Origin of the sequence: uncultured Porphyromonas sp., from assembly GCF_938039215.1 — a bacterium.
In the GTDB taxonomy this organism is placed as follows: domain Bacteria; phylum Bacteroidota; class Bacteroidia; order Bacteroidales; family Porphyromonadaceae; genus Porphyromonas.
The window spans coordinates 1-19,903 of sequence record NZ_CALHVI010000056.1 but is presented as its reverse complement, the minus strand read 5'-3'; the positions used below and the strand labels follow the sequence as shown (position 1 = coordinate 19,903).

Sequence of the window (19,903 nt, the reverse complement as noted above, 5' to 3'; positions counted from 1 at the left end):
TCCGAGGATAGGGAAAAGGCAAAAGAGGAAGAATTGCACAGATCTAAGAAGTGTGTGCTAATAAGGGTTGTTGCGTATAGTAGTTTGCAATTTGGATAATTATCATATCTTTGCCGTGCAAGGGCATAGGAGATCGGTCTAAGGCTAAGCACTACCGTCCCCTCCAAAGCCTTACGTGCAAGCCAATCTACATTAAACTAACCTCACAAGGATTATGCAAGAGCAACCTCAGTTTAAGTCAGGAGTATGGGAAGTCGAACTAAATGTTCGTGACTTCGTAGCTCAGAATGTAACCCCATACGATGGAGACGCATCCTTCCTCTGTGGCCCCACAGAGAAGACACGCCGCGTCTGGGAGCACTGCCTTCAGGCTCTCAAGGAAGAACGTGAGAACAATGGCGTTCGCTCCATCGACACGAGCACTATCTCCGGCATCACCGCTTTCGCTCCAGGCTATATCGACAAAGAGAATGAAGTGATCTTCGGTCTACAGACGGACCAGGTCCTTCGCCGTGCTATGAAGCCTTTCGGGGGATATAAGGTCGTCGAGAAGGCTGTCCATGAGAATGGCCTCGAGGTAGACCCACGTGTCACCGATATCTTCACCCACTACCGCAAGACACACAATGATGGTGTCTTCGATGTCTATACGGATGAGATCCGCTCCTTCCGCTCCAATAGCTTCCTCACCGGTCTGCCCGACAACTATGCCCGTGGTCGTATCATCGGTGACTACCGCCGTCTAGCCCTCTACGGTGCTGACCGCCTCATCGCTTGGAAGAAGGAAGACCTCGCAGGTATCCACGGACCTATGACGGAGCATGTCATCCGTCTGCGTGAGGAAGTGGCTGAGCAGATCCGTGCTCTGAAGAAGATCGTAGAGATGGCAGCTGCCTATGGCTTCGACGTGCGCCGACCTGCCTACACCGCTAGCGAAGCTGTGCAGTGGGTGTACTTCGCCTATCTGGCTGCTATCAAGGATCAGGACGGAGCAGCTATGTCGCTGGGTAATGTCTCTAGCTTCCTCGATATCTACATCCAGTACGAGCTCGATCACGGTACGATCACTGAAGAGCTCGCTCAGGAACTGATCGACCAGTTCGTCATCAAGCTACGTATGGTGCGCCACCTGCGCATGGACTCCTACAATGAGATCTTCGCTGGTGACCCCACTTGGGTAACTGAGTCAATCGGAGGTCGTCTCTTCGATGGCCGTCACAAGGTCACTAAGACTAGCTTCCGCTTCCTCAACACGCTCTATAACCTCGGGCCTAGCCCAGAACCCAACCTCACTGTCCTCTGGAGTCCCTCTCTGCCAGAAGGGTTCAAGGAATTCGCTGCACAGGTCTCCATCGATACCTCTTCTATCCAGTATGAGAACGACGACCTGATGCGTGCTACTCGCAATTCGGACGACTACGGGATCGCTTGCTGCGTATCCTATCAGGAGATCGGGAAGCACATCCAGTTCTTCGGCGCTCGTACGAACCTTGCGAAGGCACTTCTGCTGGCGATCAACGGCGGACGCTGTGAGATCTCAGGTACGCTCATGGTCGAAGGTATCCCCGAACTGAAGGGGGATGTCCTCAACTTCCAGGAAGTCTGGGACAACTACCTCAAGGTGCTCAAGACCATCGCACGCGTGTACAATGAATCGATGAACATCATCCACTACATGCACGATAAGTATTACTACGAAGCGGCACAGATGGCGTTCATTGACACCGATCCTAAGATCAACCTCGCTTACGGGGTCGCTGGTCTCTCCATCGCAGCAGACTCGCTCTCCGCGATCCGCTACGCTAAGGTCACTCCTATCCGCAACGAGCAAGGCCTCACCGAAGACTTCAAGATCGAAGGAGAGTTCCCCTGCTACGGTAATGATGATGACCGTGCCGATACCATCGCCTACGATATCACGCATATCTTCTCTGGTCTGCTGAAGGAGCTCCCTGTCTACAAGAATGCTGAGCCTACGCTCTCTGTCCTGACCATCACCTCCAATGTGATGTACGGTAAGAAGACGGGTGCTACCCCTGACGGGCGTGGCAAGGGCGTAGCCTTCGCTCCAGGTGCTAACCCCATGCACGGCCGAGACAACCATGGTGCTATCGCTTCGCTGAGCTCGGTGGCTAAGCTCGACTACACCGATGCAGCTGACGGGATCAGCAATACCTTCAGCATCATCCCTCACTCTCTTGGATCCAACAAGCAGGAGCAGAACGAGAACCTCATCTCCATGATGGACGGCTACTTCTCTAAGGGTGCGCACCACCTCAATGTGAACGTGCTCAATCGTGAGATGCTCGAGGATGCTATGATCCACCCAGAGAACTATCCTCAGCTGACGATCCGTGTCTCAGGCTATGCCGTGAACTTCGTCAAGCTCAGCCGTGAGCACCAGCTCGAGGTCATCTCTCGCTCCTTCCACCAGCGCATGCGCTAGTCTAGGAGACCCTCCGAATCTCTATCACTAAAGTGGCGGGCGAAGGATCGATACCGACCCTTCGCCCGCCCTCTTATTTGCTGGTCATGCTACGTATTCATTCCTTTGAGTCCATGGGGACGTTTGATGGCCCTGGGCTTCGTCTCGTCGTCTTCCTTCAGGGGTGCAACTTCCAGTGTCTCTACTGTGCCAATCCCGATACCATCCCCATCGGTAAGGGAGGGAAGCTCATAGAGGAAGAGGAGGTGCTACGCCGTGCCATCAGTGAGCGTCCCTTCTTCGGCAAGCGTGGAGGGATCACCTTCAGTGGCGGAGAGCCTACAGTGCAGGCCGAGGCCCTTATCCCCCTCTGCCGTCAGCTCAAGGCCGAGGGCATCCACATCTGCCTAGACAGCCAAGGAAGCATCCGCAATCGCTATGTCGATGAGCTCCTCTCTATCGTAGATATGGTGCTCCTTGACTGCAAGCACATCCTCCCCGAGGCTCATCGCCGCCTGACTACGCAGTCCAATGCCAATACGCTAGCTACAGCTGAGCAGCTCCGCCAGATGGGTAAGCCTGTCCGTATGCGCTACGTGCTTGTCCCTGGCTACAGTGACCAGCCCGAGGCTTTGCATGCCCTAGGGCAACACTTCGGGAGCTATGAGAATATCGAGCGTCTAGAGCTCTTGCCTTACCATACCTATGGCAAGCATAAGTATGAGACCCTCGGGCGTGCCTATCCTCTGGAGCAGGTACATGAGCCTACTCACGAGGAGATCGCTGCCGCTCAGGAGATCCTAGAGCAGTACTTCCCCGTCGTCTGGACGCAATAGAGCAGAGGCTCTACTAGCGATGCTCTTCCCTCCTCGAGCATAGACCGCATCCTACTTAGGTAGATGCGGCATCTCTCTTCCCTCAAGGATCAGATCCCAGAGTGAAGGTTTGGTGAATTCCTTTTATCTTTGTGTACTACTTCTTGAGTATCTGTGCGTTCTTTGTCCTGCTTATGCCTATCTACAGAGACGCACTAGAGGTATGTAGATAGGAGTAAGTGGCTTGAAATTATGATCAATAGAGTACTTATACGCACCCGTGTACTTCAGGTGGCTTATGCCCACCTCCATCGTGGAGAGCTTCGGCTTGCCGCTGCTGAGCAGGATCTCTTGCTCAGCCTCCACCGCACGTACGACCTTTATCTCTTCCTTCTTCAGCTCATTCCTTCGCTTACGGAGTTTCACCGCGAGGTCCTAGAGATCCGCAAGAAGAAACACCTAGCCACGAAGGCCGAGCGCAGCCCCAATCTTCGTCTTGTAGAGAATCGCCTAGCGGCGAAGCTGGCTTCATCCGAGAAGCTGAGCTCTTGGTATGAAGGCTTCAATCTCCGCTGGGAGGAGGATGAGTCGCTCCTTCGTCATCTGCTACGTCGCATCGAAGGCTCCGAGATCTATGCCCGCTATCTGCAGGCTGAGGAGTCAAGCTTCGAGCGTGACCGAGACTTCTGGGTGGAGATCTTCCACGAACTCTTCGCCACAGACGAAGAGCTGGCTGAGATGCTCGAGCAGCAATCGATCTACTGGGAGAACAATCTGAAGTGTACGGAGAAGGCCGAGGCAGAGGATCGACCTGCTAGTGAAGACGACGCTGTCGAGCAAGCGCTCGCTGAGGCTCGTGAAGCAGGCGTATATCAGAGCCTCCGCCTAGAGAACGGTCCCGTAGAGATCGTTAAGGACTTCGTGGAGAAGACCCTGCGCAAGAGTGAGGAGGAGACTTCCTTCGATGAGGAGATCCGCCCTGCTTTCAAGGACGAAGATGACGAGCGCTTTGCTCGCATGCTCTTCCGTCAGACCCTCCTGAAGTACAGTGAGCAGATGAAGCTCATCGAACCTGTGCTGAGCGCAGAGTGGAGTAGTGAACGTCTAGCAGACCTCGATGCGCTCCTGCTCAACCTAGGCTTGACGGAGTTCCTCTACTTCCCCATGATCCCCACACAGATCACGATCAATGAGTATGTGGAGCTGGCGAAGCATTATTCGACAGCGCACAGTGCTTCCTTCGTCAATGGAGTGCTGGATGCCTTGGCCCGTAAGCTCAAGGAAGAGGGCAAGATCCTCAAGCAGTAACAATACGTATTTTTTATCCAATCTTAATAAGCAAAACGAATGGAAATGATTTTCCTCCAGGCTGCAGGTCAGGCCGGTGCTGGCAGTGGCTACTCGACGATCATCATGATGGTCGCTATCTTCGTCATCTTCTGGCTCTTCATGATCCGTCCCCAGCAGAAGAGACAGAAGGAGCTACAGAAGAAGCGTGATGCACTCGGTGTCAACGATCGTATCGTCTCCTCTGGCGGCCTCTACGGAGTGATCAAGGATATTAAGGAGACTGAGTTCGTCGTCGAGATCGCAGATGGCGTACGTGTCCGCATGGACAAGGGCTCGGTCTTCCCTGCTGGCGATGCTCCTGCAGACGCTAAGTAAACCCTCCTACAATCCCACTTATATAGAGGCTGCTCTGTCACTAGATACGGGCAGCCTCTCTTCATAGCTCCTTCGATCGGACGGAGCAACGAGTACGAGCCATGCGATTAGATCTGAAGAATCCCACTCCTAGCAAACCTATCCCAGCTAAGAGTCTCAAGCCCTCTCCTCGGGGACGGCGCACAAGTCGAGAGTTCCTTACCTTCCTCGTCTTCGTCCTTCTCTCGGCTACATTCTGGTTCGTGCAGAGCCTCCAGCGTCGCTTCACTTACACGCTGCGTATCCCCGTGACTTATGATTCGATCCCTCCAGAGGTAGGGCTGCAGTCTAAGCTCCCTGAGTTCATCGAAGTGAGTCTAGAGGACGAAGGAGGTCGCCTCCTCGAATATAGTGTACGTGGCATCCCTCCCATACGTCTGCATCTACAGCGAGACCAGCAGCTCATCGCAGGCTTCTCAATCAGCTCTGGTGCACTCTCGGCAGAGGTGCGAGGCCGCCTCTCTTCGTCGGCACGCATCATCTCCGTCACCCCTACCACGATCAGTGCTACTGCCTATCGCCGTCAGAGGAAGGTCCTCCCGATCACTCTCGGTAGCCTCCCTCAGATAGCTACGGGCTATGCCATAGGCGAGGTAGAACTTACCCCAGCAGAGGTGACTGTCTTTGCTTCTGGACGTACCCTTGACACGCTGACATCGCTTCGTACGGAGCCCTTCGAGGAAGAGTCTCTGACGACTACGACTACGACGAAGGTGCGTATTCACCTCCCCGAAGGTGTTTACGCTTCTACGACGATGGTGCAGGTACATATCCCTGTGGAGCAGCTTACTGAGCAGAGCTTCACGCTTCCCGTAGAGGTGACGGGCCTTCCCGAGGGCTTCATCCTTCAGCCCCTGCCTAGCTCTGCGACGATCCAGCTGACGCTACCTCGCTCCCGCTACAAGGAGATCCAGCCCGAAGATCTGACGCTCGCTGTAGCCTATCCCACCTTGGTCTCCAGTGGAGAGGCTAAGTCCGACGCACCTCGACAGCTCCCGATTCAGCTGATCAAGAAGCCTGACTGGCTAAAGAATTACCGTATCACTCCCGACCATGTGCAGTATGTCATCGAGGAGAGGAAGTAGCTCGCTCTCCGCATTCTTTTCTGAAGGTATCTATACCATCGGCCTCACTGGTGGCATAGGAGCGGGTAAAACCTTTGTCGCTCGTATGCTCCAAGAGCGCCACATCCCCGTCTATGCTACCGATCAGCGTGCCAAGGCTCTCTATGATGAAGACGAGGAGCTACGTGAGGCGATGATGAGGCTCTGTGGTGCTGGGATCTATTCTTCGGAAGGTCATCTGGATCGAGCCTACCTCGCCTCGCTGATCTTCGCCGATCGTGCCTTGCTTGAGGAGGTGAATAAGCTCGTTCACCCTGCCGTGCGTAGAGACTTCTGCCGCTGGCGTAGTGAGCAGGTCGAAGCGGGTGTGCGTCTCTGTGCGCTAGAGAGTGCTTTGCTCCTCAATGCGGGGCTGGATGAGTATGTCGATCTCGTTGTAGCTGTCGTAGCTGAGGAAGAAGTGCGTCTCTCTCGAGCTATGCTCCGAGATGGAGCTAGCGAAGAAGCAGTGCGGGCACGTATTCAGCATCAGATGGCCCAGGAGGAACTCATTGATCGGGCAGACTACATCCTATACAACGATGATGCTCATCCCCTCGCTCCCCAGATCGATCGACTTCTAGCAGAGCTTCCCCTCTGATCCTCTCGCTAGAGGCTATTCTCCCAAATATCCCTACTTTTGCATCCAAACGGAACTCTTAGGAGGTCCACCGAACTATCAGTATCATTTATGTTGAATACCATTCTCTCAGTCTCAGGTAAGCCTGGACTCTATCGCCTCCTCTCTTCGGGGAAGAATAACCTCATCGTCGAATCCCTTCAGACGAAGAAGCGTATGCCCATCCTGCCTAAGGATCGTGTCGTAGCGCTATCAGATATCTCAATGTTCACCGATGGCGAGGATCTTCCCCTCTCCGAAGTACTCACTCGCCTTCATGAGAAGCAGGCCGGTGTAGCTATCGCTGAAGATCTGCTCAAGGATGGAGATGCTCTGCGTACCTCTTTCGGTGAGGTGATCCCCAACTTTGACCGTGATCGCGTCTACACCTCAGACATCAAGAAGCTCTATACTTGGTATAATATCCTCCTCGAAGCTGGAATCACGGACTTTGCTGAAGAGACGGAAGAATAAGCCCAATACTCTTAGTTGAGTTGATAGCCCCAAGCGATAGGAGAAATGCTCCTAGTGTTTGGGGCTCTTCTTTCGGCTGAGTAGTCACCCCTTAATTACGCAGTTATTCTTTCCGCCTGAGTGTTATGATTTCATTGCCCGTAAAGTCATCGAGGCTTACTCCTAGGCACCGATAACTTTTCGGGCAATTGCTTTCTATATTAAGGATGATGATTTTTCCCCTTGCGTAGAATGGCTATTTCCCTCTGTCGCTTGAATTCTATCTGCTTCTATTCCCGATGCAATTTCATCGCTTACTTCCCCCCTTTTTAGCCCATGATATAGATGATGTAAATATGGGTATTGATAGAGGGTATTAAATAAGGCTTCCATGAGATGAACTATTTGATAATCTTGGGGTTTCCTATTCGAAGAGTAGGGTTTTCCCTTGGAAAATACTTGCTAGAAGCACCTCTTCCGCCTAGGATTATAGGGGAAATGCCCCATTCTATTCAGCAGTAGAGCCTTATCAAGTGGGGTGAAGGGGAATGGCTGGACTTGAAGTTTTGATATAATATATATCTTTGCGTAGTCAGTGTTGCAATAAAGGGTGTTAATACAGATTATTTTCCATTATTAAGGGTATTTTGCTCCCCTCGATTGCCACCGACCAGAACGAGAAGATAGGGTGGTCCTCTACTTCGCAATGAGGTAGGGTAGGCGCACCTTCGGTTCGGAGGACAGAAGATTACATAAGTACCTAATATAGAATGCAGTTATGGCTAAACTCAAGAAAGAAGACTTGCTAGAGATGTACCGCAAGATGGAGGACATCCGCAACTTCGACAACAAGGTCAATCAGCTCGTGCGCCGTGGGGAAATCCCAGGGATGACGCACTTCTCCGTGGGAGAGGAGGCTGCCAATGTCGGGGCTATCTGTGGCCTTGAGAAGGGAGACCTCATTACTTCCAATCACCGTGGCCACGGCCAGAGTATCGCTATGGGTATCGACCTCAATGGGATGATGGCCGAGATCATGGGTAAGGCTAATGGTATCTGCAAGGGTAAGGGGGGCTCAATGCATATCGCAGATGTGGATGCAGGGAACCTCGGTGCCAACGGGATCGTCGGTGGCGGTATGGGTGTCGCTATCGGTGCTGCCCTCACTCAGAAAATGAAGAACACAGGCAAGATCGTCGTCTGCTGCTTCGGTGATGGAGCTACCAACGAAGGTACCTTCCACGAAACGCTCAACATGGCAGCGATCTGGAATCTCCCAGTGATCTTCTATTGTATCAACAATGGCTATGGGATCTCTACTCCCATTACCTCGGTGATGCGTACCAAGCATGTCTATGAGCGTGCTGCGGCCTATGGTGTCCCAGGTATCTTCATCGAAGATGGTAATGATGTCATAGCTGTACGCGAGACGATGGACAAGGTCATCAAGGATGTACGTGCTGGCAAGGGTCCTGTACTCGTAGAAGCAATCTCCTATCGCTGGTTTGGTCACTCAACCTCTGACCCAGGGAAGTACCGCACAAAGGAAGAGGTCGATGAGTGGAAGAAGAAGGATCCTATCCTCAAGTTCCGCAACTACCTTGTCGATAAGAAGCTTGCTAAGGTTGAAGAGCTGGATGCTCTGGAGGCAGCAAGCCATGCAGATGTCGATGCAGCCGTAGAGTATGGACGCAAGGGTCCAGATCCCTCTCCAGAGTCTGCCTTCGAAGATATCTTCACCGAATAAGCCATTCGGTCTTCACTAACCCTATTAAACGAATAGACTATTATGATAGAAGGACAAGAAACAAAGGTGATGTCCGTACGCGATGCGATCATCGAAGCGATGAGCGAAGAGATGCGTCGAGATGAGAATGTCTTCCTCATCGGTGAAGATGTCGGTGTCTATGGAGGTGACTTCGGTACCTCTGTCGGTATGCTTGAAGAGTTCGGGAGCGAGCGTGTGCGTGATACCCCCATCTCCGAGAATGCTATCTCGGGCTGTGCTGTCGGTGCTGCTCTGACGGGGATGCGCCCCATCGTCGACGTGACCTTCATGGACTTCATCGTCTACATGATGGACAACATCGTCAACCAGGCTGCTAAGACGCGCTATATGTATGGTGGTAAGGGCTCTGTGCCCGTAGTCTTCCGCTGTGCTGCTGGTTCGGGTCTGGGCTCTGCTGCTCAGCACTCACAGAGCTTGGAAGCGTGGTTCTGCCACATCCCTGGTCTGAAGGTCGTAGCTCCTGGTACCCCTGCTGATGTCAAGGGTATCCTCAAGGCTGCTATCCGTGACAACAATCCCGTGATCTTCCTCGAGTACAAGGCTCAGTATAATATGAAGGGTGAAGTGCCTACTTCTCCTGACTTCGTCCTGCCTCTTGGTAAGGCAGACCTGAAGCGTACGGGTAAGGACGTGACTGTCGTCACCTATGGCCGTATGCTGGAGCGTGTCCTCAAGGCTGCTGACAAGGCACTCGAAAAGGGTATTGAAGTCGAAGTCGTTGACTTGATGACCCTGATGCCTCTGGATAAGGAAGCGATCATCAACTCTGCGAAGAAGACAGGGCGTGTACTGCTAGTCAATGATGCCCACAAGACGGGTGGCTTCCTCGGAGAGATCGCTGCGACGATCATCGAGAGCGATGCATTCGACTACCTCGATAGCCGTATCCTACGTCTTGCTGCAGACGATATTCCTACCCCCTACAACCGCTCTCTTGAGACTGCCATGCTCCCCGATGTAGATCGCATCCTAGAGTATATTGAGCGTCTCTACAACAAGCGCTAGTCTCCCCTCACATAAGTGAAACTACTCATGCGTATAGCCCTCCCACTCATTCGCTGGAGAGGGCTATACGCCATAAGCATAATCTAAATATGGGAAATGATAAACTAAGAGCCACACCTGCGGCTCGTTCTCTAGCTCAGCGCATGGGGGTCGACCTTAATGCGATCGCTGGATCGGGCTACAAGGGACGTATCCATGCAGAGGATGTGGCTGAGTTCAGCTACGAGAAGGCTGGTGGTATCACTCCTTTGGCTAAGAAGATCGCAGACTCCTTTGGGCTAGATACGACTTCGATCCAAGGAACCGGCTTCCGTGGCAAGATCACGCGTGCCGACGTAGCTAAGGCTCTGGGCGATCGCTACTATCCTAACCTCGAGGACATCGTCGATCCATTCACGGATACCGATGGTGCTGTAGCATCTGCTCCCGCAGCTACTCCTGCTGCTAAGGCTTCTGCTCCTGCCGCTTCGGTAGCAGCTCCCGCAGCATCTGCTGCTCCTAAGGGCGATATCGAGATCGTACCTATGAATATGATGCGCCGCGTCATCGCTAAGCGCATGGCTGATAGCTACTTCTCTGCACCTACCTTCGTGCTGAACTACGAGGTCGATATGTACGAGGCTACCAAGCTCCGTAAGCAGCTCCTCGAGCCAATCAAGGAGAAGACGGGCAAGAAGCTTACCGTCACCGATATCATCTCCATCGCTGTCGTGCGCACGCTGATGAATCACCCTTACATCAATGCTACTCTCTCAGCAGATGGCTCACAGATCGAGCTTCACAACTATGTGAACCTCGCTATGGCTGTAGGGATGGACGAAGGTCTTCTCGTGCCAGTCGTCCACGGTGCTGAGAAGCTAGGCCTTGTAGACTTGATGCTTCGTCTCAAGGACATCACTGAGCGTGCTGTCGGTAAGAAGCTCACGCCTGCAGATCAGGAAGGGAGTACCTTCACGATCTCCAACCTCGGGATGTATGGTGTTGAGTCCTTTACTTCGATCATCAATCAGCCTAACTCCGCTATTCTCTCCATCGCTGGGACTAAGGAGATGCCTGTCGTACGCAATGGCGAGGTCGTCATCCGTCCCATCATGAAGATGAGCTTGACCTCCGACCACCGTGTCATCAATGGCCTTGCCGCTGCTAAGTTCATGCAGGAACTCAAGGCTACCCTGGAGTCGCCCCTACCACTCCTCGTTTAATTCACCTCATACGAAACACAAAAGATATCCTATATAGATATGGCAACAGAGATCATCATGCCCAAAACGGGCCTAGACATGACAGAAGGTGAGATCGTAAGCTGGCGTAAGAACGAGGGTGACCCCGTGCAGGCTGGTGAAGTTCTCCTCGAGATCATGACGGACAAGACGAGCATGGAGCTCGAAGCAGAAGCTTCTGGTGTCCTGCTCAAGATCACCCACCAAGCTGGCGAGACGGTGCCCATTGCTGAGGTCATCGGCTACATCGGCGAACCAGGCGAAAGCCTCGAAACCGTCCGTACCAAGGATGAGATCATCCCTGAGAAGCAGGACGGACCTAAGCACGAAGGTGCAGAGAAGCCTCTGATCCGTCTCGATGGCTCCTATCACCTCTGCGTCATCGGTGGTGGCCCTGCTGGTTATGTAGCAGCTATCCGTGCCGCTCAGCTCGGTGCTAAGGTCGCTATCGTTGAGAAGTCTGAGTTCGGTGGTACCTGCCTCAACAAGGGTTGTATCCCTACGAAGACCTTCCTCCGCAATGCTGAGATCATCGACGGGGTAGAGCAGGCAGCTGCACGTGGGATCAACTTTGCAGATATGAGTTTCTCCGTAGACATGAAGAAGCTCGTTAGCTACAAGGATAGCGTCGTCAAGAAGCTCACGGGTGGTGTCTACTCCCTCCTCAAGAGCAATGGTGTCGAAGTCTTCCGTGGTGTCGGTAAGATCAACCGCGACAAGGATGTCGTAGTCGATGGTAAGGACATCATCAAGGCGGATAAGATCATCCTCGCTGGTGGCTCTAAGGTAGGCCGTCTGCCTATCCCAGGTATCGAGCACCCTGCAGTACTGACCAGTGACGATATACTCAGCCTTCAGGAGCGTCCTGAGAGCCTCGTCGTCATCGGTGGTGGTGTTATCGGTGTCGAGATGGCCGAAGCTCTGGTATCTCTGGGTACTAAGGTGACGATCATCGAGATGGCTGACTATATCATCCCTGCGCTTGATAAGGAAATCTCCCAGACTCTTCGTGCTGAGCTCGAGAAGCGTGGTGTGACCATCCTCACGGGTGCTGCTATCGATAAGATCGAAGACCGCTCTGGTAAGCTCGCTGCTATCCTCAAGGATGGTCGTGCGATCGAGGGTGAGAAGGCTCTTCTCTCCATTGGTCGTGTACCTGACCTCGAAGGTGTTGGCGAAGTTGAGTTCGAGATCGAACGTGGTCGCATCAAGGTAGACAAGTACATGGAGACGAGCGTCAAGGGCATCTATGCTCCTGGTGATGTCAATGGTCTGAAGATGCTTGCTCACACGGCCTTCCGTATGGGTGAAGTCGCAGCTGAGAATGCTCTCCATGGCAACGAACGTGCCCTCAAGATGCTCTCCGCTCCTTCGGTCGTCTACACGCGTCCCGAGGTAGCTACGGTTGGTCTCACCGAAGATCAGGCTCGTGAGAAGTATGGCGAAGTCCGTGTCGGTAAGTTCGCCTTCGTCGCTAACGGTCGTGCCCTTGCTTCTGGTGAAACTCAGGGCTTCGTCAAGGTCATCCTCGACAACAAGTATGGTGAGATCCTTGGTATCCACATCATCGGTGCTATGGCTGCTGAAATGATCAGCCAGGCTTCGCTGATCATGGAGATGGAGGCTACGGCAGAGGAAGTGATCGCTACTATCTACGGTCACCCAACCTACTCCGAAGCTCTCTACGAAGCGATTGGTGATGCCCTTGGGCTTGCTATCCACCTTCCTGCTAAGAAGAAGTAGTATTCCCCTAGTTCGAGGAGCCTGTATATCTCCTTGATTCTAAAAGAGTGGCTAGAGTATCCATAGTGATACTCTAGCCACTTCGTTTTATTCATAGCTTAGGGCTAGATCGGAACTCAGAGGGAAGAGCTCTCAGAGGTGATCGGATCAGCCTATCTACTACTTTTGTTCTCCTATGGCTATGTATAGGTCTTTCTCTATCTTTGAATATCGTTTCACACACGGCTGATACGATTAGTCCTAATAACACTACACAACACGATGGAAGAACAGAACTACAAGCTCCTTGACGGGAAGGCAACCTCTGCACAGATCAAGAGTGAGATCGCTGCGGAGGTAGCTGCTCGAGTGGGTGCAGGCAAGCCTGCACCTCACCTAGTAGCTATCCTTGTCGGGCATGATGGGGGCAGTGAGACCTATGTGGCCTCTAAGATCAAGACTTGTGCCGAGGTAGGTTTCCGATCTACGTTGGTTCGCTTTGAGGATGATGTGACTGAAGAGCGCCTACTTCAGGAGATCCACCGCCTCAATGAAGATCCCGAAGTCCATGGCTTCATTGTCCAGCTTCCCCTGCCGAAGCACATCGATGAGCAGAAGATCATCGAGGCGGTTGATCCTAAGAAGGATGTGGATGGCTTCCACCCAATCAATGTCGGGCGAATGAGCATTGGTCTTCCCTGCTTCGTCTCGGCTACACCTCAGGGGATCATGGAGCTATTGAGTCGCTACAAGATCGAGACTCGTGGGAAGCACTGCGTCGTCCTCGGTCGTAGCAATATCGTAGGGAAGCCCATGGCCCAGCTCCTCCTTCATAAGGGCTATCCAGGTGACTGTACCGTCACGGTCTGCCATAGCCGTACGACCAATATCAAGGAGCTCTGTCTACAAGCCGATATCATCATCGCTGCCCTTGGGGTGCCTGAGTTCCTCAAGGGGGATATGGTTCGTCCAGGAGCCGTCATCGTAGACGTAGGGACGACTCGTGTACCCGATGCTTCACGCAAGAGCGGCTTCAAGCTCACGGGAGACGTTGCCTTCGATGAAGTTGCCCCTCTTAGCTCCTACATCACTCCAGTCCCAGGAGGTGTGGGCCCTATGACGATCATATCGCTCATGCTGAATACCCTCCAAGCAGCTAAGCTCCAAGAGGCCTAGTTCGTCCTCCCGTAATAGCAGAGAGCCTGCACCTAATACCTCGTGTACTAGGTGCAGGCTCTCTGCTATTACGGGGGCTAGTCCCCGACTCGGTGATTTACTCTCTCCCCGTATGGCCGAAGCCTCCCGAGCCTCTATCGGTGTCTTCGAGGTCGGTCACAAGTTCCCATTCGACCAGCTCGTGGCGGGCGACGACCATCTGAGCTATACGCTCTCCATCTTGGATCGTGAAGGGCTCACGAGAGAGGTTGATCAGTGGGATCATGAGTTCGCCTCTGTAGTCTGAATCGATGGTGCCAGGGCTATTGGGGAGGGTGATCCCATGCTTGGTGGCAAGTCCACTACGAGGGCGGATCTGAGCTTCGTAGCCAAAGGGAAGCTCAAAGAAGAGCCCTGTGGGGACGAGTACCCGATCAAGTGGCTCTAGGGCGATAGGTGCTGTTAGGTTGGCCCTTATATCCATGCCAGCAGACCCTCTTGTCGCATAGCTTGGAGCTGGATGGTGTGACTTATTGATTAGCTTGACGAACATAGTGCTGAGTAGAGTAGGGGTCGTGTCTGATGAATTGAAAGAATGTAGGCTGCGCTAGGCTGGATCCTTCCAGTCTCCCCCCTCCTTGATGAGGTTGATCAAGTGCTCTACAGCTTGTGCCTGAGCTACCCCCTTCTTGATACATTCCTGTCCCTTGTAGAGGTCGATCTTCCCTGGGGTGGCACCTACATAGCCGTAGTCTGCATCGGCCATCTCCCCAGGTCCATTGACGATACAGCCCATGATGCCGATCTTGAGTCCCTTGAGGTGTGCTGTTGCTGACTTGATCTCGGCGATGGTGCTCTGTAGGTCATAGAGGGTACGTCCACAGCCTGGGCAACTGATGAACTCGGTCTTACTCATCCTCAGACGGGCAGCCTGAAGGATCCCGAACTCTGTCTTGATGATCTCTTTGGGGGAGATGTGAGGTGCTTCTAGTGCAAGTCCATTTGCCCAACCATCGAGGAAGATGCTCCCACAGTCTGCGGCAGCGTAGAGGCGGAAGAGATCTAGGTCGGTCGTCTCATAGGTGCGTCGGAGTAGGATAGGAGCATGGATGCCTAGACGGCGAAGCTGAGTGAAGCCCCAGCGCCAGTCTGCTACGGGATTTGCACCCTTGCTCTCAAGGAGAATAAGGGTCTGTGGCTGGTCAAGGAGGGATGCCACACGCTCGGGGGTGATCTCATCAGTTGAGAGCGAGCAGACGGGTATCCCGATGATCGGAGTCGAGTTGGGGAGTTGGAGTTCTCCTTCAGAGGTTAGTATAGCATCGGGGCGCTGTGCTAGCATAGATAGATCCTCATTGCCTCTGGAGGGATAGAGGACTATGGGGAGGTTAGCTCCTCCGACAAATGAGCCTAGAGCTATGCTTCGCTTGCGGTCCTCTTGGCTGAGGGATCGGTATTCCTCCCAAGAGGGTAATTCACCTGTGGGTGAGGCGACCTCCTCTCGCTGGGAGATGTAGTCTACAAGGGCTCTAGCTACGGGGATCTCACACTCGGGCTCTTCGCTAAGGGAGACACGGATGGTGTCACCTATGCCATCGGCTAGGAGGGATCCAATGCCTACGGCACTCTTGATACGGCCATCCTCTCCCTCTCCAGCCTCAGTTACCCCAAGGTGTAGAGGATAGGCTGGATAGCCTAGTTCATCGAGACGCTGGACGAGCAGGCGCACTGCAGCTGTCATCACGACGGTATTGGAGGACTTCATCGAGATCACGATATCATGGAAGTCATGCTCCCTGGATACATCGAGGTACTCGAGGCAGCTCTGGACCATCCCTTCGGGTGTATCTCCGTAGAGCATGACCATACGCTCAGAGAGTGAGCCGTGATTGACTCCGATGCGGATAGCTCGACGAAGCTCCTTAGCACGCTCTACGAATGCTCCGAAGCGCTCACGCACGCGCTGGTGCATGGCCTCATATACCTCATCATTCCACTCGGTAGTACCCTTGCTATCTACATAGTTCCCTGGATTGATACGTACCTTCTCTATATGCTCTAGGGCGGTATCGGCAGCTGTCGGATTGAAGTGAATATCTGCTACTAGAGGAGTAGTGATCCCACGAGCTCTTAGCTCTTGTCGGATTACTCCGAGGTTAGTAGCCACACGCTTGTCCTGTGCTGTGTAGCGTAGATATTCAGCTCCAGCAGCTATGATACGCTGAGCTTGTGCTACGGCTGCCTCTGTGTCTAGCGTCGAGGCGGTAGCCATGGACTGGACACGGATGGGATAGCCAGTGCCTAGAGGGGTATCTCCGATCTGTACGACGACCGAGTGTCGTCGGTGATAGGTGCAGGGGAGGGAGTGTAGCGAGGGGGATTGGTTTTCTACCATGAATGAGTCATCTTGAGTGCAAAAGTAAACCCAGAAGGCATGGGATACCTTCTGGGCTTACAACATATAGACCAAGGTGTTAGTTCGTCTTGTGGGCAAACTTCACCTCAGAAAGTTCTTTGTTAGCCTTCACTACCTTCTCCTTGAGAGACTCCTTGTAGGCCTCAAGTCTACGGTAGAGCTCCTCATCGGAGGTCGCCATCATCTGTACGGCTAGGAGGGCGGCATTCTCTGCAGCGTTGATCCCTACTGTCGCTACGGGGATGCCTGGAGGCATCTGTACGATGGAGTAGAGAGCATCTACTCCCTCAAGGGAAGCCTTGATAGGCACACCGATGACGGGGATGGAGGTCATCGAAGCGATGACACCACAGAGATGAGCAGCCATACCTGCAGCGCCGATGATCACCTTGATACCTCGCTCCTTAGCAGAGGTAGCGAATTGCTCCACTTCCTTAGGAGTACGGTGCGCTGAGAGAGCAAGCATCTCGAAGGGGATACCTAGGGCATCCAGACGAGCTGCGGCCTTCTCCATGATGGGCAGATCAGAGGTACTGCCCATGATGATGCTGACTAGTGGGGAGGCTTGCATTATCCTGCGATGAGCTTCTTGTAGTCGTCAGCGCTGAGCAGACCTTCTACATCATCAGCATTGGCAGGCTTGATCTTCACGATCCAACCCTTGCCATAAGGATCGCTATTGACGAGCTCAGGGCTGTCTTCTAGGTCAGGATTGACTTCGAGGATTTCGCCTTCGAGAGGGAGGAGGAGGTCAGAGACGGTCTTGACAGCTTCGATGGAGCCAAAGACTTCTTCTGCGCTGAGGCTTTCGCCTTCGGTGTCGACATCGACGAAGACGATCTCACCGAGCTCACCCTGAGCGTAGTCCGTGATACCTACGTAGACGACATCACCTTCGAGACGAGCCCATTCGTGATCCTTGGTGTACCGTAGTTCCTGTGGAATGTTCATGTTCTTTCTTTGGGGTTATAAAAGTTAGTTGATACGATTTGCTTGTTTGCTTGATGAAGCAAAGATAAGCAACATATTCGGATGTTACGCTAGTGGAGCGGGAACTTTTGTCCTCTCTCTTTTTCTCCTCTAATTAGAGCTTCCAAGTCCCTCCAAGAGAGGCATAGCTGATCGGGTCATAGCTCGAGTGTGTCCTGCCGTAGCAGAGCTCAAGCTCGAGGCTTGAGGAGAGGGCATACCGCATCCCTATATCTGCTCCATGCTCGGGGTGGTAATAGGTGCGGAAGTTGCCGTAGTATTCGACGAAGCAGTTCCATCGCTTCGAAGGGGTGTAGCTCAGCTCTGTGACGACGAAGAGGCCTCGCATGCCGTCGGAGGAAGCGAGGTTGTAGGTGAGAGCAAGCGCAGAGGTGATCGCATTCTCGAAGGCCATACAGAGGTCCGAGGTGATCGGACGGCTCTGGAAGTCGGGGGCATAGCTCAAGTAGCCGAGAAGCGTCATCGCAGGGATGATCCCCTCACCAGAGAAGAGGTTGAGCTTGGAGCAGAAGTTAAGGTTAGTAAAGCGTGGAGCCTCTGCGCCTCGCTTTCTTACTACACCTTCCAAGCGAACTTCAAGATCTTGGATGACCCCATAGCGAATCATCAGCCCCGCCATCTTGGCATGTGAGGAGGCTCCGATCCCCCATTCTAGCCGAAGGCGACCAGGGTCGGTGATCCCCACGCCTTCACTTTGCTCGGGTCGGTCGGGCTGTAGGTAGTCTTCGAAGGTCTGGGCATAGCCTCGCACGAGGGATAGGGGGACGAGTATAAGGAGTAGGAGTAAATAGCGAAACTGGGGGAAGATCTTGACCATAGGCAATTATCACACGTTTACGCAAAGATACACACTTTAGAGGGCAGATCGGGCATCTACTAAGCCCATCTTTACCTAAAGATAATACCCCCACACCTCCCTTGATATAGGAGGTGTGGGGGTATTTAATTGTACTTAGATGGGATCTTCGCTAGCTGTATAAGGAGCTATCTAGTCGATAATCATCTCTTCTCCGTCTGAAGAGACGCTGGAGGAGGGACTTGTAGGTTTGGGCTACAATCTAACGGAAGCTCCGAAGGCGGCATAGCTCACCCCTCCACTCTGATAGTAGGTCCTACCACAAGAGAGGTCGATGAGTAGATCCTTCGTCAGTGCATAGCTTAGCCCGAGATCCCACCCATGCTCCGCTGGTCCAAAGACCCCATAATACTCGACGAAGGAGCTGAGTCGATCGGAGAAGTCGTAGCCCAGCTCTGCAGTCACAGCCAGCCGACGCATCCCTTCGGCAGAACCTATATTGTAGGTAAGGGAGAAGCCCGAGGTCAGCTCATGCTCGAAGGCAAGGGTGAGATCGCCGGTGAGTCTCCGTTGCTCCTCTTGGGGTGCATAGTTCAGGTCCCCGACAAGTGCCATCGCTGGGATCCATCCTTCGCCAGAGAAGAGGCCTAGCTTCGAACTAAAGGTGAGGGTGGAGAATTGTACTGCTCCGTGGTGCGGGCGCTCGAGTTGTCCCCCTAGACGGAGTTCTAAATCTGGGATGAGACCATAGCGAAGCATCAAGTCCATGCTATGTGCTCCAGAGTCGCCACCTACGCCCCATTCTACTTGTAAGCTTCGTGGACTCAAGATGCTTGTTCCTTGGCTATGGTCAGGGCGGTCTACCTGCATCCTGTCGTCGTCCGTCTGGGCAGATAGAGCGCAGGTCATCCCCGTGATAGCTATGAGTGTGAGGCTCCATCTACGGAACAAAGAAGAGTGTAATCGCATCTTAATATGATGATGTATAGGTACAAACTAGTATCTCGTGCAAAGATAGCAATCGGCCTCTTGCTTAGTGCTTCGTCTCCCACCATACCTAGTGCCAAGCTCTGCCGATGAGCTTGTGTTGAGCAGACAATATGAGGCCATTGCGCAAGCCCATCTCTTTACAGCTTCCACCTTCTTGCCTTGAAAATCTGGATCTTTAGGCTGGGAAGTGAGATGCCTGTCTCTCCCCCTTGCCCCCTCTCGGGAGGATTATCCTCCCGAGAGGGGGCTTTTCTGGGCTATTGGTGCTCTGGAGCACAAGAAGCCCAGGTATACGCTTCAGATTGTATGCCATAGCCTCCAAGATATTCTGTGTGTGCGTTCGCTCAAGCCCTCGGTAGCGGCATTGCCCTCCTGAAATCCACCTTCGAATACTCCCGAAGGTACGCTCTATCAAACAGCGTATTTTGCTGGTGGCGTTATTCAGCTCACGTTGTCGCTCTGTGAGCTCCATCCCCTTCTGCGCTTTGAGCATAATCCCATCAATCAAGCCGCGCTCAAGGAGACATGCCGAGTTTCTCTTGCCACAATAACCTTTATCGGCAAGGACACTAATACCCTGCGTAAGCTCAGCCTACTCTATCAGATCGGGCAATACCACCGTGTCGGCACAATTGGCTGGCGTGGCAATTATGCTCTCCACCAACCCTTGCCCATCGGTCAGCACGTGCTTTTTGTACCCG

At 53.1% G+C, this 19,903-nt stretch carries 19 protein-coding genes; 12 read left to right on the top strand and 7 right to left on the bottom strand.

Going from position 1 to position 19,903, the window contains the following annotated elements; translation table 11 throughout:
* The first annotated feature begins 214 nt into the window (after positions 1 to 214).
* The 12 genes from pflB to folD all read left to right on the top strand — a co-directional run bounded on the left by pflB (position 215) and on the right by folD (position 14,031).
* A complete protein-coding gene (gene pflB / locus Q0336_RS07650; RefSeq protein WP_298527364.1) occupies positions 215 to 2,446 on the top strand; it encodes a formate C-acetyltransferase in 2,232 nt (743 codons plus the stop codon).
* Between the two features lie 86 nt (positions 2,447 to 2,532).
* Positions 2,533 to 3,261, top strand: coding sequence for a pyruvate formate-lyase-activating protein (gene pflA / locus Q0336_RS07645; protein WP_298527361.1), 729 nt, complete (start codon positions 2,533 to 2,535; stop codon positions 3,259 to 3,261).
* Positions 3,262 to 3,492: 231 nt separating this feature from the next.
* Positions 3,493 to 4,548, top strand: a complete 1,056-nt coding sequence (nusB, locus tag Q0336_RS07640) for a transcription antitermination factor NusB (protein ID WP_298527358.1) — start codon at positions 3,493 to 3,495, stop codon at positions 4,546 to 4,548.
* A gap of 39 nt (positions 4,549 to 4,587) precedes the next feature.
* Positions 4,588 to 4,905 (top strand): preprotein translocase subunit YajC, encoded by a 318-nt coding sequence (gene yajC / locus Q0336_RS07635; RefSeq protein WP_298527355.1) that lies wholly within the window; start codon positions 4,588 to 4,590, stop codon positions 4,903 to 4,905.
* A gap of 101 nt (positions 4,906 to 5,006) precedes the next feature.
* The gene (locus Q0336_RS07630; RefSeq protein ID WP_298527353.1) at positions 5,007 to 6,029 is read left to right on the top strand and encodes a CdaR family protein; all 1,023 of its coding nucleotides are present in this window, start codon (positions 5,007 to 5,009) and stop codon (positions 6,027 to 6,029) included.
* Positions 6,007 to 6,648 (top strand): dephospho-CoA kinase, encoded by a 642-nt coding sequence (gene coaE / locus Q0336_RS07625; RefSeq protein ID WP_298527351.1) that lies wholly within the window; start codon positions 6,007 to 6,009, stop codon positions 6,646 to 6,648. Before Q0336_RS07630 ends, coaE begins: the two co-directional genes overlap by 23 nt.
* A 90-nt stretch (positions 6,649 to 6,738) precedes the next feature.
* Positions 6,739 to 7,140 carry a DUF5606 domain-containing protein gene (locus Q0336_RS07620; RefSeq protein WP_298527350.1) on the top strand — a complete coding sequence of 134 codons (402 nt, stop codon included), beginning with the start codon at positions 6,739 to 6,741 and terminating at the stop codon, positions 7,138 to 7,140.
* Between the two features lie 757 nt (positions 7,141 to 7,897).
* Complete coding sequence (locus tag Q0336_RS07615) at positions 7,898 to 8,866, top strand: thiamine pyrophosphate-dependent dehydrogenase E1 component subunit alpha (RefSeq protein ID WP_298527349.1); 969 nt, start codon at positions 7,898 to 7,900, stop codon at positions 8,864 to 8,866.
* 42 nt (positions 8,867 to 8,908) lie between these two features.
* Positions 8,909 to 9,913, top strand: a complete 1,005-nt coding sequence (locus Q0336_RS07610) for an alpha-ketoacid dehydrogenase subunit beta (RefSeq protein ID WP_298527348.1) — start codon at positions 8,909 to 8,911, stop codon at positions 9,911 to 9,913.
* Positions 9,914 to 10,002: 89 nt separating this feature from the next.
* Positions 10,003 to 11,115, top strand: a complete 1,113-nt coding sequence (locus Q0336_RS07605; RefSeq protein WP_298527347.1) for a dihydrolipoamide acetyltransferase — start codon at positions 10,003 to 10,005, stop codon at positions 11,113 to 11,115.
* 39 nt (positions 11,116 to 11,154) lie between these two features.
* Positions 11,155 to 12,876 (top strand): dihydrolipoyl dehydrogenase, encoded by a 1,722-nt coding sequence (lpdA, locus tag Q0336_RS07600; protein ID WP_298527346.1) that lies wholly within the window; start codon positions 11,155 to 11,157, stop codon positions 12,874 to 12,876.
* 261 nt (positions 12,877 to 13,137) lie between these two features.
* A complete protein-coding gene (gene folD / locus Q0336_RS07595) occupies positions 13,138 to 14,031 on the top strand; it encodes a bifunctional methylenetetrahydrofolate dehydrogenase/methenyltetrahydrofolate cyclohydrolase FolD (protein ID WP_298527345.1) in 894 nt (297 codons plus the stop codon).
* A 97-nt stretch (positions 14,032 to 14,128) separates the two neighbouring features.
* Here the strand turns inward: folD and dut are convergent, their stop codons facing one another.
* From dut to Q0336_RS08840, 7 genes are all read right to left on the bottom strand, one after another.
* Positions 14,129 to 14,563 carry a dUTP diphosphatase gene (gene dut / locus Q0336_RS07590; RefSeq protein WP_298527344.1) on the bottom strand — a complete coding sequence of 145 codons (435 nt, stop codon included), beginning with the start codon at positions 14,561 to 14,563 and terminating at the stop codon, positions 14,129 to 14,131.
* A gap of 54 nt (positions 14,564 to 14,617) precedes the next feature.
* Complete coding sequence (gene ispG, locus Q0336_RS07585; protein WP_298527343.1) at positions 14,618 to 16,405, bottom strand: (E)-4-hydroxy-3-methylbut-2-enyl-diphosphate synthase; 1,788 nt, start codon at positions 16,403 to 16,405, stop codon at positions 14,618 to 14,620.
* 79 nt (positions 16,406 to 16,484) lie between these two features.
* Positions 16,485 to 16,997, bottom strand: a complete 513-nt coding sequence (gene purE / locus Q0336_RS07580) for a 5-(carboxyamino)imidazole ribonucleotide mutase (protein WP_298527336.1) — start codon at positions 16,995 to 16,997, stop codon at positions 16,485 to 16,487.
* Positions 16,997 to 17,377 (bottom strand): glycine cleavage system protein GcvH, encoded by a 381-nt coding sequence (gene gcvH / locus Q0336_RS07575; protein WP_021666630.1) that lies wholly within the window; start codon positions 17,375 to 17,377, stop codon positions 16,997 to 16,999. Before gcvH ends, purE begins: the two co-directional genes overlap by 1 nt.
* Before the next feature lie 133 nt (positions 17,378 to 17,510).
* Positions 17,511 to 18,233, bottom strand: a complete 723-nt coding sequence (locus Q0336_RS07570; protein ID WP_298527335.1) for a hypothetical protein — start codon at positions 18,231 to 18,233, stop codon at positions 17,511 to 17,513.
* 234 nt (positions 18,234 to 18,467) lie between these two features.
* Entirely contained in the window at positions 18,468 to 19,121 is a 654-nt protein-coding gene (locus Q0336_RS07565; RefSeq protein WP_298527334.1) for a transporter, read from the bottom strand.
* 256 nt (positions 19,122 to 19,377) lie between these two features.
* Positions 19,378 to 19,776 carry a transposase gene (locus tag Q0336_RS08840; protein ID WP_366139538.1) on the bottom strand — a complete coding sequence of 133 codons (399 nt, stop codon included), beginning with the start codon at positions 19,774 to 19,776 and terminating at the stop codon, positions 19,378 to 19,380.
* Positions 19,777 to 19,903: the final 127 nt, after the last annotated feature.